This window comes from Pseudomonas sp. KBS0710 (genome assembly GCF_005938045.2).
In the GTDB taxonomy this organism is placed as follows: Bacteria; Pseudomonadota; Gammaproteobacteria; order Pseudomonadales; family Pseudomonadaceae; genus Aquipseudomonas.
Window position 1 is genome coordinate 3217904 of record NZ_VCCF02000001.1, and the last position, 12722, is coordinate 3230625.

Genomic DNA, 12722 nt, shown 5'->3' on the forward strand with positions numbered 1-12722 from the left:
GTGGGAGCTGGCTTGCCTGCGATGGCCACGACGCGGTCTAGAAACAGGTATGCAAAGTTTCGATCACCTGCGACTGCTCATCCACCAGGCAACCCACTTGCCACTTGTCGAAGGTCAGGCACGGGTGCGAAGTACCAAAGGAGATGATGTCGCCAATACGCAACTCAACCCCCGGTGCCACCGTCATGAACGCATGCTGGTCCATCACCGCCGTGACTTTACACGTGGTCACATCATCGCCTTCAGCCGGCACAATCCCGGCCTTGTAGCGCTTGAGCGGCACCGGCAAACCAGCGTCGTAGGCCACGTCGCGCTTGCCCAGGGCAACCACCGCAAAGCCAGGCTCGGGCAACGATTGCACGTGTGCCCAGACTTCCAGGGCCGGGCGCAGGCCTTCGTTGAGGTCGCTGCGACGGTCGAGCACGCAGCACTGCGCCTCTTTGTAGATGCCATGGTCGTGGGCCACGTAGCTGCCGGGGCGCAACACACTGAGGAAACGGCCAGCGGCGTTTTGCGCTTCAAACGATTCGGCGATCAGGTCGTACCAGGCCGAGCCCGAGGCGGTGATGATCGGCTTGGGCAAGTCGAACGCGCCATTGTTTTGCAGGTCCACGGCCAGGCGCACCAGGCTGGCGGCGAAGTCACGGATGCCGCTGACGGCGTGTTCGCCGTGGATCACACCTTCGTAGCCTTCAATACCGGTCAGGGCCAGGGCTGGTTGAGCCTTGATCGCCTTGGCCAGCTCACGCACTTCCTGCTCGCTGCGGCACCCGCAACGGCCGCCGACCACGCCGTATTCGATCATCACGTTCAGGCGCAGGCCACGGGCGGCGAAGAACAGCCCCAGGTCGGCGACGTTGTCCGGGTGATCGACCATGCAGTGGAAGTCAAACTCCGGGTCTGCCAGCAGGTCGGCAATCAACGCCATGTTCGGCGCGCCCACCAGTTGGTTGGCCATCAACACGCGGCGCACGCCACCGGCATAGGCGGCGCGGGTCTGCACGGCATTGGCCAGGGTGATACCCCAGGCGCCCGCCTCGATCTGACGCTGGAACAGCGCCGGCATCATGCTGGTTTTGCCATGGGGCGCGAGCTGCGCGCCGCTGTTGCTGACAAACGCCTGCATCCAGCGAATGTTGTGTTCCAGCGCGTCACGGTGCAGCACCAGGGCCGGCAGGCTGACGTCGCGCACCAAGTGGGCACCGACGGCAGCGGCGCCTTTTTCAACGGCATTGAGGGCAGACATGAAGTACTCCTATTCGTTGATACGCCGGGCCAGGTGGTTGGCGCTGTCGATCAACACCCGGCGATAGTCGTTGTAGTTTTTGATCGCATCGGCGCGCGGTGCAACGATGCACAAGGTCGCAATGCTGATGCCCTGCGCGTCCCGCACCGGGGCGGCAAAGCAATGGGTGAAGGTGTCGGCCACGCTGTCGAAGGAGAAAAACCCATCGAGGGTGGCCTGACGGATTTGTGCCAGAAAGGTTTCCAGTGGCAGGCGCTGGCCGTCCGGCAGGATGAAGTCGTCGTAGTCGATCAGGTCGATGATCTGCTGGTCGCTCAAGTGCCCCAGCAACAAGCGCCCGGAGGCGGTCCAGGGGATTGGCGCGTTTTCGCCGATGTCCGAGGAAATACGAAAATGCCGCTCGCCTTCGCGCATCAGCGCCACCGTGTATTTGCGCCCGTTAAGCAGGCACATCTGCGCGGTTTCATGGGTCTGGCTGACGATCTCCTGCAAGGCGTGGTCGGCCTCGCGGGTCAGGTCGAAATGGCGCAGGTGCGCCTGGCCGAGAAAGTACAGCTGGCGGCCGAGGTAGACGTGACCGTCCTTGCCCACCGTTTCCAGAATGCGCCGCTCGAGCAAGGACGCAACCAGTTCATAGACCGTGGATTTGGGGCTGCCGATGCCACTGGCAATATCATTCGGACGCAGGGGCTGGCCGATCTCCTTGAGAAAATCGAGGATATCGAATGCACGGTCCAATCCTTTGGCGCGGCGTTTGATGGTGTCTTCGGTCATGGCAATTTCGGTCCCGGTAAAAGGTGTTGCTATCAACACAGATCCCCTGTGGGAGCGGGCTTGCTCGCGAATGCGGTGGATCAGTTATAAATGCATTCGCTGACACTCCGCTTTCGCGAGCAAGCCCGCTCCCACATTTGATCTATGTTGGCGTCAAGAGAGGGGCATTTAGCCTTTTTTCTTGTAGGCCACGCAATCGATCTCGACCTTGCAGTCCACCATCATGTTGGCCTGCACACAGGCGCGTGCCGGGGCATGTTCCGGGGTGAAGTACTCGCCGAACACTTTGTTGAAACTCCAGAAGTCCCGTGGGTCTTCCAACCATACGCCGACGCGCACCACGTCTTTGAGTTCGTAACCGGCCTCTTCCAGAATCGCCACCACGTTGCGCATGGTCTGACGGGTTTGTTCGATGATACCGCCGGTGATGATTTCACCGTCCACCGCCGGCACCTGGCCCGAGACGTAGAGCCAGCCGTCGGCTTCCACAGCGCGAGCGAAAGGACGCGGCTGACCGCCGCCGGCAGTGCTACCGGCACCGTAACGAGTAATGCTCATAAAAATTGCTCCTGATTAAAAACGAATGTTCTTCAAAAATTCCGCCAGGCGCGGCGATTGCGGGCGTTCGAAAATCTCCTTCGGCGCGCCCTGCTCTTCAATGCGGCCCTGGTTCATGAAGACGATCTTGTCCGACACTTCATAGGCAAAGCGCATTTCGTGAGTGACCAGCAACATGGTCATGCCCTCTTCCGCCAGGCCCTTGATCACACTCAGCACCTCCCCCACCAATTCCGGGTCGAGGGCCGAGGTGACTTCATCAAACAGCATCAGGCTGGGGTTCATGGCAATGGCGCGGGCAATCGCCACACGCTGCTGCTGACCGCCGGAAAGTTGGCCGGGGAAGTGATTACGCCGCTCCAGCAAGCCCACGCGGTCCAGCCATTTTTCGGCCAGGGCCACCGCTTCGTCCTTGCCCATTTTCTTGACCTTGAGCAGGCCGAGGGTGACGTTTTGCAACGCCGTCAGATGCGGAAACAGGTTGAATTGCTGGAAGGCCATGCCGGTCATCGCGCGGTGCTGGGCAATCACCCGCTCGGGGTGGCGCACGCGCTTGCCGGCGATTTCGCTGTAGCCGATGGACTCACCGTCCAGGCTGATCTGCCCGCCCTGGAACTCTTCGAGCAGGTTGACGCAACGCAGCAAGGTGGTCTTGCCCGAGCCGCTGGAGCCGATCAATGTCACCACGTTGCCGCGCTGCATGGACAAGTCGACGCCCTTGAGCACTTCGACCTGGCCATATTGTTTGCGTAGGCCACGAATGTTCAGCAGCGGTTGGTTGGTTTGAGGTTGGTTCATGGCAAGGCCACCCGCTTTTCAATGTAGCGCCCGAATAACTCGATGGCGTAGTTGATGACAAAGAACAGAAACCCGGCGAACAGGTAGAACTCCAGGGTCATAAAGGTACGTGCGATGACTTGCTGGGTGCTGAGCAGCAGTTCGGCCACGCCGATCACCGACAGCAAGGTCGAGGCCTTGACGATTTCGGTGGAGGAATTGACCCAGGTCGGCAGGATCTGGCGCAATGCCTGGGGCAACAGCACGTAGGCCAGCGACTGTTTGAATGTCAGCCCAATCGCCTTGCCCGCTTCCAGTTGCCCACGGGGAATAGCTTGCAGCGCACCGCGCACGATTTCCGATACGTGGGAGCCACAGAACAGCGTCAAACCGACCGCACCGGCCTGGAACGCGGTGATCTGCCAACCCAGCGCCGGCAGCATGTAAAAACACGCCAGCACCAGCACAAACACCGGCGTACCGCGCACCAGGTCGACATACAGACGAAACGGCGCGCGCATCCAGAATTTGCCGTAGGTGAGGATCAACCCGGCAAAAATGCCGATCAGCGTGCCAAAGATAATCGCCAGCACCGAGCAATAAATACTGGTTTGAAACCCCGCCCAGAGGGTATCCCGGGCGATCCACAATTCATGCAGCCAGCTTGGGGACTCGTACATGCAAACCCTCCTTAACGACGGATCGCCAGACGCTGTTCCAGGTAACGGAGCAGCATGGCAATGAGGTAACAGGCCGCCACATAGAGCGCGGTCGTGACCATCCAGGTTTCAATCACCCGGTAGCTTTCGACGTTGATCTTGCGGGCGTAATAGGTCAGCTCCGGCACCGCAATCGCGGCCGCCAGCGACGTGTCCTTGAACAGCGAAATAAAGTTGTTCGACAGCGCCGGCAACACGTTGCGCAGCATCACCGGCACGGTGATGTAGGCGCGGATCCGCCACTCACCCAAACCGATGGCCAAGCCGGCTTCACGCAGGCCCTTGGGAATATTCAACAGCCCGGCGCGGAACACTTCGGTCAGGTAAGCACCGGCATATAAGGACAGGGTGATGATGAACGAGGGGATCTTGTCGAGCCGAATCCCAAGCGAGGGCAGTGCAAAGTAAATCAACAGGATCAGCACGAGGATTGGCGTATTGCGGATCACCGTCACATACACCGAGGCGAATATTCGCAACGCACGGTGTTTGGACAGCATCGCAAACGCCATCATCAGGCCGATCACGCAACCGATGGCGATCGACAGCAAGGCCAGTTCAAGGCCCAGGCCGAGCCCCGCCAGCAAGCTGGGGAAATCACGCCACACGGCGGCAAAGTTCAACTGATAGTTCATGGTCGGCAGTACCTGATCGGGGCGCCGTCAGCGACGCCCCAGGATTTACGATTTACTTGAACTCAACCGGGAAACCGATCGCAGGTTCCGGCAAATCCACACCGAACCATTGTTTGAACGAGGCTTTGTAGGCCGGGAATTCCACGCCGGTCATGGCTTCATGCAGTGCGGTGTTGACGAAGTTCAGCCAGTCCTGATCGCCACGCTTGACCGCGCACGCGTAGGTTTGCGGGCTCCAGGCGTAGGTCGGGCTGCGGTAGCGGCCCGGGTTTTGCACCATCAGGTACTTGACCGAGGACTGGTCAGTGGCGGCGGCATCGGCACGGCCGGAGTTCACGGCCTGGTACATCAAGTCGACGCTGTCGTACTGGTCGACCTTGGCTTTAGGCAGGGCCTGGTGCACCAGCTCTTCGGCATACACGTTTTGCAGCACGGCCACGGTCACGCTATCGCCGGCGGCTTGCAGGTCTTCGATTTCTTTGTATTTGCTGTTATTCGGCAGCAACAGGCCCACGCCTTCGCGGTAGTACGGCAGGGTAAAGGCAACCTGCTGCGCACGGCTGGCGGTGACGGTGATGAACTGGCAACTCATGTCGACCTTGTCGGTCAGCAGGTTGGGAATACGCGCGTCAGACGACTGCACCACAAACTCGACCTTGCTTGGGTCGTTGAACAAGCCTTTAGCCACGATGCGGCCGATGTCGATATCAAAACCCTGCAACTTGCCATCCGCTCCCTGGAAGTGCCACGGCGCATTGGTACTGCCTGTACCCACGATGAGATGCCCACGCTTGAGCACATCATCGAGCTTGCTGTCCGCCGCGTGCACAACGCTTGCGAGGGAAGCCGATGCGGCGAAGAGAAAAACACACGCTTTAAACACGGAAGGTCGGTGATGCATGACAAGCACTCCAGGAGTTGTGTATTCCGCTATACCGGAACTTAGTATGTAACAACGGAATAGACAGCAGAAAGTGTGCCACACGCGTTAACAGAAAAACATGCCAGGGATAAATTCGTTTTAAATCATATGGATAGTTAATCGGCCAGGACGCGGCGTTACGCCAGCATTGCGAACCGGCTTGCTACCCAAGGCCCCACACACCGGTGACAGGCCCCAATCGAGTGCGCCACCACGGTGTTACCACGCACCCTTGCAGTGCGCGCGCGTCGTGGATAAATCCTCACACTGGACTAGCCTTTGCACATCCACGCCAACAAGGACGCCCTTGCCCATGAAGCTCAGTCTCGCTCTGGTTTTGCTTTCATTGCTGGCTGCCGGCAACGCTTCGGCCGCCAACGACCGTCACGAATGCAAGGAAGAACTGCAAAAGCTCAAGGAAGCCTTCGGCACTGACTACACCAGCCAGAACCACCACGGCTATCGCCGGGCCAAGGCTTCCAGGGATAACGAGGAATACAGGAAGTGTGCAAGCCAGGCGCGCAAGGCTCGCGAGCGCGTGGAGCGGGACAAGGATGCGTGAGCATGTCTACCTGTGAAGGTTGACAGTAGACGCTGACGATCTCTCGATTTAGCGTACCCGCAAGCTGTTGGCCGGGCACACTAGGAGATCATCATGGGCGCTGCAAACACGGTTATTCATGGCCTCGACGAATACCAACGCATCCTGAAAGAACACCCATTGGTTATCGCGCTGTTTACCTCCCCTTACTGCCCGGCGTGCATGGGAGCTGGCCAACACTTCAATCGCATTGCCGACAAATACGCCGGCCGCGTGAAATGCCTGCTGTTGGACACGACCCAAACCCCCAAAATCAATGGCGTAGACGGCACGCCCACATTGGTGGTGTACAAAAATGCCCTTGAGGTTGAAAACCTCAAGGGCATCGGTGACCCACGATATCAGGAAGAATTCCTGGAGGACGTGTTCAGCGACTACGCACCAGCAACACCTGCGTCACCCGCCGCTCCTCAACCGCCGCGACGGTCAAGCGCCAGCCCTCATGCTCCAGGCTATCACCCACCACGGGCAGGCGGTCGAGCAGGCTCATGACCAATCCGGCGAGGGTTTGATAATCTTCGGTCGCGGCAGCCTTGAAGCCGGTACGCTGACACACCAGGTTGAGGTTCAAGGCACCATTGACGCGGTAGCCCTCGCCCTCTTCGACAATATCCGGCCCTTCGATTTCGCTGGCATCGGGCAATTCACCGGCGATGGATTCGAGAATGTCGGTCATGCTCAACACGCCCATGAAGTCGCCGAATTCGTTGATCACGAAGGCAATGTGGGTCGACTCCTGGCGCATCTGCTCCAGGGCGTTAAGGATTGAGAAGCTCTCCAGCAAATTGACCGCCCGGCGCGCCAGGTGCTCAAGGTTCGGCTCGTTACCGGCCAGGTATTCCTTGAGCAGCTCCTTTTTATGCACAAACCCTAAAGGCTCATCCACAGCGCCGTTGCGGATCAATGGCAGGCGCGAGTAGGACGAATGCATCAGTTTTTGCCGGATGGTGTCGGCGTCGTCCGCCAGATCAATACAGTCGACCTTGGCCCGTGGCGTCATCAAGGTGCGGATCGGCCGCTCGGCCAATTGCAATACACCGCTGATCATCACGCGTTCACGTCGATCAAACAGCGGGCCTTGGCCGGCATCCGGTTCGCCCAGCAGGTCAGCGACGTCATCATCCACGCCCTCCACCGCCAAACTGCGGCCGCCGAGCAAACGCATCACCGCATGGGCGGTACGCTGGCGCACCGGCAAGGTGCCTTGCGCCGACTTCTTGCGGCGCGCACGTGCCAACTGGTTGAACAACTCCACCACAATCGAGAAGCCCATGGCCGCATACAGGTAGCCTTTAGGCACATGGAAACCCAAGCCTTCGGCGGTCAGCACCAGGCCGATCATCATCAAGAAGCTCAGGCACAGCATGATCACTGTCGGGTGCGAATTGACGAAGCGCGTCAGCGGCTTGCTCGCCACGATCATCAGGCCGATGGAGAAGACCACGGCGATCATCATCACCGCCAGCTCATCGACCATGCCCACGGCCGTGACCACCGCATCCAGCGAGAACACCGCGTCGAGCACCACGATCTGCGCGACGATCGGCCAGAACATCGCGTAAGTGGCATTGCCGGTGCGTTGCGCCACATGCCCCTCAAGGCGCTCATGCAATTCCATGGTGGCTTTGAACAACAGGAACACACCGCCGAACAGCATGATCAGGTCACGCCCGGAAAAGCCCTTGCCGAACACCTCGAACAACGGCTGGGTGAGCGTCACCATCCACGAAATACTCGCCAGCAAGCCCAGGCGCATCAGCAATGCCAGGGACAGCCCGATCAACCGCGCGCGGTCGCGCTGCTCCGGTGGCAACTTGTCGGCCAGAATCGCAATAAACACCAGGTTGTCGATGCCCAGCACCAGTTCCAGCACAATCAAGGTCAACAAGCCGAGCCAGGCCGTTGGATCCGCTAACCATTCCATTTATAAAAGTCTCGTAGTTGATTTCAGAATGCCGGGCACGGCAAGGCGCGGTCAGTGGACCGGGACAAGGTTAGCAATCGGAATACGGGGTGCTTGAGCAGGAACGGCGACAGTGAATGTCTTGGGGAAAGACGACTGGGAGGCTCCGAGAGGGTGTTCATGCAAGTCCTGCAATGGGAAAAGGACTTGAATCGTACAGTCGAAACTCAAATTTCCCACACTGCAAAACTATTACAAAATCTGTAAGCCCAACCCATAACCTCTGTGGGAGCTGGCTTCACATTGCGGGTCAACGCTGATCAGGACTTACGCGTTGCATCATCCAGCGCCAGAATCGTATGCGCATTCGTCACCGTGGTGGCGAGCGTATTAATCACCCCAGACCGCAACGCGCCCAAGGTCGCCGCCGCCTTGGTGTTCTCGCTGGCAATCGCCACCACATCCGGGATGCGAAACAACTCCTGCACGGTCAACCCGATCACTCGCCCTTGAATCGCGTTGACCGCCGGCTGCCCATGAATGTCGATAAAGTCATACCCCATCATGTCGCCCACCGTGCCGGACAAGCGCGCCTGGGCGATTTCCTGCGGCGAGAACCAGCCCATGCGCACCATGTTGCTGTTCTCGCTCATGTCACCAATGCCGATCAGCGCAATGTCTGCACGCCGCGCCCGGTCGAGGGTTGAGCGCACCGTGTCATTGTTGATCAGCACGCCGCGCAGTTCCGGGTTGGCCACCAGTGCCGGCGCATACAAACTTTCACTCTCGCCACCAAAACGCAGGGCCAGGCGTCGGCAGATATGGTCGGGGTTCATGTATTCGCCCGCCTTGAGCGAACCGCCGATAGCGCAGACAAATGTGCAGTTGCGCGTCACCGGCAAAAACACGTTATCGGCCACCGCGCCGACGTTACGGCCCATGCCGACGGCGACGATCATGCCGTCGCTCAAGGTTTTGTTCAGGTAGTTGGCCACCAGGCTGGCGACGGCCGAGCGCTGGGTGTCGGGTTCGCTGTGGTCGACCGCGATCAACGCGCGGTCGAGCTTGAAGCGCTCCACCAGCGCGCGCTCCAGCTCGTTGTTCATTGCCGGGTGCTGCAACACCCGCACCTCGACAATCCCTTCGTCGCGCGCACGTTTGAGCAAGCGGCTGACTTTGGCCCGCGACAGGTCGAAGCGCTTGGCGATGGCCTCCTGAGTGACGTTCTCAAGGTAATAGAGCATCGCCACTTCAGTCATCTGATCGATATCGCTGGCGATGCGCTGGGTACTGTCACTCATGGGGACGGGCTTCCGTTTCGGCGTCAAAGGCGCATTCTCCCGACTCTTGCCCCGTCCCGTCCACTACTGATGCCCATCGCGCTCGATCGCGTTGATACGCTCGACCTTGGCCCCGGAACGCGCCGCCTCGAACTCCGACTCCAGAAACGATTTGACGATGCTTTTGGCCAGCTCGGCGCCGATCACCCGTGCGCCAATAGACAGGATTTGTGCATCGTTGCTCTTGCGTGCGCGCTCCGCCGAATAGGTGTCGTGGGCCTGGGCCGCACGGATGCCCAGCACTTTATTGGCCGAGATGGCCATGCCGATCCCGGTGCCACACACCAGCACACCTAAGCGTTGCTGCCCGGCATTGATGGCGGTGGCCACCGCCAGCGCGATGTCCGGGTACAGCACCGGCGCGGTGGAATGGGTGCCGAAGTCGGTCACCGGGTAACCCAACGCCTCGATATGGCGCTTTAACAGCTCTTTGAGCTCAAAACCCGCTTCATCGCATCCGATAGCCACCGGGAAAGGTGTGTTCATGGCGTCTGGCTCCGCTGCCGTTTAGGTGCTTTAGACTGATCATATGATCACTCTATGAAATTTAGCTCAGTTATTTCTCGAGCATTACGCCCTTTCTGTCAAGCGCGTTTTAGCTGACCTCCCAGTCAAAGCCGTATAAACAGGCCATTTTTGCGCAAACAGGCGTATTTATAACTTTTTAATGAAAGCGATTGACTGATCAGAATTTCATTTGATACACATATGATCACAGGGAAACATGACTGTGCGACCTAATAAGAATTCACAGCACGAGGACACGCCGATGGCCACGCCATTACTGCTCCAGGCTGAACACGTCGCCAAGGCTTACGCCGGGGTGCCTGCCCTGCGTGACGGGCGCCTTTCTCTGCGGGCCGGCAGCGTGCATGCGCTGTGCGGCGGCAATGGCGCCGGCAAGTCGACGTTCCTGAGCATCCTGATGGGCATCACCCAGCGTGACGCCGGAACCATCCTGCTCAACGGCACGCCCGTCCAGTTCAACCGCCCAAGTGAAGCGCTGGCGGCGGGGATCGCGATGATCACCCAAGAGCTGGAACCCATCCCTTATATGACCGTCGCCGAAAATATCTGGCTGGGCCGCGAACCGCGCCGCGCCGGCTGCATCGTCGACAGCAAGACCCTCAACCGCCGCACCCGCGAGCTGCTCGAAAGCCTGGAATTCGAGGTCGACGCCACCAGCCCCATGCACCGCCTGAGCGTGGCGCAGATTCAACTGGTGGAAATCGCCAAGGCGTTCAGCCATGACTGCCAGGTGATGATCATGGACGAGCCGACTTCGGCGATCGGCGAGCGCGAAGCGGAAACCCTGTTCAAGGCCATCCGCCGCCTCACTGCAAGAGGCGCCGGCATCGTCTACGTATCGCACCGCTTGAGCGAGCTGGCGCAGATCGCCGACGAGTACAGCATCTTCCGCGACGGCGCCTTTGTGGAAAGCGGGCGCATGGCCGATATCGACCGCAACCATTTGGTGCGCGGGATTGTCGGCCAGGAGCTGACACGCATCGACCATAAGGTCGGCCGTGAATGCGCCGCCACCACCTGCCTGCAAGTCGACAACCTGAGCCGCAATGGCGAGTTCCACGACATCAGCCTGCAACTGCGCCAGGGCGAAATCCTCGGCATCTATGGGCTGATGGGCTCGGGGCGCAGCGAGTTTCTCAATTGCATCTATGGACTGACCGTCGCGGACTCCGGCAGCGTGACCCTGCAAGGCAAGCCCATGCCCATCGGCCTGCCCAAAGCCACGATCAACGCCGGCATGTCGCTGGTCACCGAAGACCGTAAAGACAGCGGCCTGGTGCTCACCGGCAGCATTCTGTCCAACATTGCGCTGTCGGCTTACAAGCGCCTGTCGAGTTGGTCGCTGATCAATGCGCGCAAGGAAACCCAATTGGCCGAAACCATGGTCAAGCGCCTGCAGATCAAGACCAGTTCCCTGGAATTGCCGGTGGCGTCCATGAGCGGCGGCAACCAGCAGAAAGTCGTGCTCGCCAAATGCCTGTCGACCGAGCCGGTGTGCCTGCTCTGCGACGAGCCGACCCGTGGCATCGATGAAGGCGCCAAGCAGGAGATCTACCACCTGCTCGACCAGTTCGTGCGCGCCGGTGGCGCTGCCATTGTGGTGTCGTCCGAAGCCCCGGAGCTGCTGCATTTAAGTGATCGCATCGCCGTATTCAAGGGCGGCCGACTGGTGACCATCAGCACCGACACCGCCCTTTCCCAGGAAGCCTTGTTGAGTCTTGCCTCATGAATGCCAAAACCATCGCACCGCCCATGACCACCGCACCGCGCAATCGCCTGCGTGTGTCCCTCGACCGCTTCGGCCTGCCGCTGGTGTTTATCCTGCTGTGCGTGGTGATGGCGTTTTCCAGCGAATACTTCATGACCTGGCGCAACTGGATGGACATCCTGCGTCAGACCTCGATCAACGGCATCCTCGCCGTGGGCATGACCTACGTGATCCTCACCAAAGGCATCGACCTGTCGGTGGGCTCGATCCTGGCCTTTGCCGGGCTGTGCAGCGCCATGGTCGCGACCCAGGGCTATGGCTTGCTCGCAGCGGTGAGTGCGGGGATGTTTGCCGGTGCAATGCTCGGCGTGGTCAACGGCTTTATGGTCGCCAACCTGTCGATCCCGCCATTCGTGGCCACCCTGGGCATGCTCAGTATCGCGCGCGGCATGACCTTCATCCTCAACGACGGCAGCCCGATCACCGACCTGCCCGACGCCTATCTGGCGCTGGGCATCGGCAAGATCGGCCCGATCGGCGTGCCCATCGTGATCTTCGCGGTGGTCGCGCTGATCTTCTGGATGGTGCTGCGCTACACCACATACGGCCGCTACGTGTACGCGGTGGGCGGCAATGAAAAGAGCGCACGCACCTCGGGTATCGGCGTGCGCAAGGTGATGTTTTCGGTGTACGTGGTCTCGGGTTTGCTCGCCGGGCTGGCCGGCGTAGTGCTGTCGGCACGCACCACCTCTGCCCTGCCCCAGGCCGGGGTTTCCTATGAGCTGGACGCGATTGCCGCCGTGGTGATCGGCGGCACCAGCCTGTCGGGCGGCACCGGCAGCATTGTCGGCACATTGTTTGGTGCGCTGCTGATCGGCGTGATCAACAACGGGCTGAACCTGCTCGGCGTGTCCTCCTATTACCAGCAGGTCGCCAAGGGCCTGATCATCGTGTTCGCAGTACTGATCGACGTGTGGCGCAAGAAAAAACGCTAGAGAACGACCCACAACA

Annotated in this window: 13 protein-coding genes and 1 pseudogene; 4 read left to right on the top strand and 10 right to left on the bottom strand. The window is 59.9% G+C overall.

Annotated elements, in window-relative coordinates; translation table 11 throughout:
• Nucleotides 1-37: 37 nt before the first annotated feature.
• From FFI16_RS14305 to FFI16_RS14335, 7 genes are all read right to left on the bottom strand, one after another.
• On the bottom strand, nt 38-1246 hold the full coding sequence (locus FFI16_RS14305) for an amino acid deaminase (RefSeq protein ID WP_138815748.1): 1209 nt from the start codon (nt 1244-1246) through the stop codon (nt 38-40).
• A 9-nt stretch (nt 1247-1255) separates the two neighbouring features.
• The gene (locus tag FFI16_RS14310) at nt 1256-2020 is read right to left on the bottom strand and encodes an IclR family transcriptional regulator (protein WP_138815747.1); all 765 of its coding nucleotides are present in this window, start codon (nt 2018-2020) and stop codon (nt 1256-1258) included.
• A gap of 168 nt (nt 2021-2188) precedes the next feature.
• Nucleotides 2189-2578, bottom strand: a complete 390-nt coding sequence (locus FFI16_RS14315; protein ID WP_010210958.1) for a RidA family protein — start codon at nt 2576-2578, stop codon at nt 2189-2191.
• A gap of 15 nt (nt 2579-2593) precedes the next feature.
• On the bottom strand, nt 2594-3376 hold the full coding sequence (locus FFI16_RS14320; protein ID WP_056859508.1) for an amino acid ABC transporter ATP-binding protein: 783 nt from the start codon (nt 3374-3376) through the stop codon (nt 2594-2596).
• Nucleotides 3373-4035, bottom strand: a complete 663-nt coding sequence (locus tag FFI16_RS14325; protein WP_138815746.1) for an amino acid ABC transporter permease — start codon at nt 4033-4035, stop codon at nt 3373-3375. The genes FFI16_RS14320 and FFI16_RS14325 overlap by 4 nt, the downstream gene beginning before the upstream one ends.
• A gap of 11 nt (nt 4036-4046) precedes the next feature.
• On the bottom strand, nt 4047-4709 hold the full coding sequence (locus tag FFI16_RS14330; RefSeq protein WP_138815745.1) for an amino acid ABC transporter permease: 663 nt from the start codon (nt 4707-4709) through the stop codon (nt 4047-4049).
• Nucleotides 4710-4761: 52 nt separating this feature from the next.
• A complete protein-coding gene (locus FFI16_RS14335) occupies nt 4762-5610 on the bottom strand; it encodes a transporter substrate-binding domain-containing protein (protein WP_138815744.1) in 849 nt (282 codons plus the stop codon).
• 334 nt (nt 5611-5944) lie between these two features.
• Here FFI16_RS14335 and FFI16_RS14340 point away from each other — a divergent pair, with 334 nt between their 5' ends.
• Together FFI16_RS14340 and FFI16_RS30875 are read left to right on the top strand one after the other, a co-directional pair.
• Nucleotides 5945-6193 (top strand): hypothetical protein, encoded by a 249-nt coding sequence (locus FFI16_RS14340; protein WP_138815743.1) that lies wholly within the window; start codon nt 5945-5947, stop codon nt 6191-6193.
• 93 nt (nt 6194-6286) lie between these two features.
• Nucleotides 6287-6499: pseudogene (locus FFI16_RS30875) on the top strand (thioredoxin domain-containing protein); the annotation flags it as partial.
• A gap of 100 nt (nt 6500-6599) precedes the next feature.
• Here the strand turns inward: FFI16_RS30875 and FFI16_RS14350 are convergent.
• The 3 genes from FFI16_RS14350 to rpiB all read right to left on the bottom strand — a co-directional run bounded on the left by FFI16_RS14350 (nt 6600) and on the right by rpiB (nt 9961).
• On the bottom strand, nt 6600-8156 hold the full coding sequence (locus tag FFI16_RS14350; RefSeq protein ID WP_138815742.1) for a TerC family protein: 1557 nt from the start codon (nt 8154-8156) through the stop codon (nt 6600-6602).
• 299 nt (nt 8157-8455) lie between these two features.
• On the bottom strand, nt 8456-9436 hold the full coding sequence (locus tag FFI16_RS14355) for a sugar-binding transcriptional regulator (protein WP_017135920.1): 981 nt from the start codon (nt 9434-9436) through the stop codon (nt 8456-8458).
• A gap of 63 nt (nt 9437-9499) precedes the next feature.
• Complete coding sequence (rpiB, locus tag FFI16_RS14360) at nt 9500-9961, bottom strand: ribose 5-phosphate isomerase B (RefSeq protein ID WP_016969738.1); 462 nt, start codon at nt 9959-9961, stop codon at nt 9500-9502.
• Between the two features lie 283 nt (nt 9962-10244).
• On the opposite strand from rpiB, the gene FFI16_RS14365 reads away from it, so the two are divergent.
• Together FFI16_RS14365 and FFI16_RS14370 are read left to right on the top strand one after the other, a co-directional pair.
• On the top strand, nt 10245-11732 hold the full coding sequence (locus FFI16_RS14365) for a sugar ABC transporter ATP-binding protein (protein ID WP_138815741.1): 1488 nt from the start codon (nt 10245-10247) through the stop codon (nt 11730-11732).
• Nucleotides 11729-12706, top strand: a complete 978-nt coding sequence (locus FFI16_RS14370; protein WP_138815740.1) for an ABC transporter permease — start codon at nt 11729-11731, stop codon at nt 12704-12706. Before FFI16_RS14365 ends, FFI16_RS14370 begins: the two co-directional genes overlap by 4 nt.
• Nucleotides 12707-12722 lie beyond the last annotated feature (16 nt).

What these genes read in the sequence shown, in the direction of transcription:
- FFI16_RS14305 (WP_138815748.1), bottom strand. Translation starts at nt 1,246, where the DNA reads ATGTCTGCCCTCAATGCCGTTGAAAAAGGCGCCGCTGCCGTCGGTGCC.
- FFI16_RS14310 (WP_138815747.1), bottom strand. Translation starts at nt 2,020, where the DNA reads ATGACCGAAGACACCATCAAACGCCGCGCCAAAGGATTGGACCGTGCA.
- FFI16_RS14315 (WP_010210958.1), bottom strand. Translation starts at nt 2,578, where the DNA reads ATGAGCATTACTCGTTACGGTGCCGGTAGCACTGCCGGCGGCGGTCAG.
- FFI16_RS14320 (WP_056859508.1), bottom strand. Translation starts at nt 3,376, where the DNA reads ATGAACCAACCTCAAACCAACCAACCGCTGCTGAACATTCGTGGCCTA.
- FFI16_RS14325 (WP_138815746.1), bottom strand. Translation starts at nt 4,035, where the DNA reads ATGTACGAGTCCCCAAGCTGGCTGCATGAATTGTGGATCGCCCGGGAT.
- FFI16_RS14330 (WP_138815745.1), bottom strand. Translation starts at nt 4,709, where the DNA reads ATGAACTATCAGTTGAACTTTGCCGCCGTGTGGCGTGATTTCCCCAGC.
- FFI16_RS14335 (WP_138815744.1), bottom strand. Translation starts at nt 5,610, where the DNA reads ATGCATCACCGACCTTCCGTGTTTAAAGCGTGTGTTTTTCTCTTCGCC.
- FFI16_RS14340 (WP_138815743.1), top strand. Translation starts at nt 5,945, where the DNA reads ATGAAGCTCAGTCTCGCTCTGGTTTTGCTTTCATTGCTGGCTGCCGGC.
- FFI16_RS14350 (WP_138815742.1), bottom strand. Translation starts at nt 8,156, where the DNA reads ATGGAATGGTTAGCGGATCCAACGGCCTGGCTCGGCTTGTTGACCTTG.
- FFI16_RS14355 (WP_017135920.1), bottom strand. Translation starts at nt 9,436, where the DNA reads ATGAGTGACAGTACCCAGCGCATCGCCAGCGATATCGATCAGATGACT.
- rpiB (WP_016969738.1), bottom strand. Translation starts at nt 9,961, where the DNA reads ATGAACACACCTTTCCCGGTGGCTATCGGATGCGATGAAGCGGGTTTT.
- FFI16_RS14365 (WP_138815741.1), top strand. Translation starts at nt 10,245, where the DNA reads ATGGCCACGCCATTACTGCTCCAGGCTGAACACGTCGCCAAGGCTTAC.
- FFI16_RS14370 (WP_138815740.1), top strand. Translation starts at nt 11,729, where the DNA reads ATGAATGCCAAAACCATCGCACCGCCCATGACCACCGCACCGCGCAAT.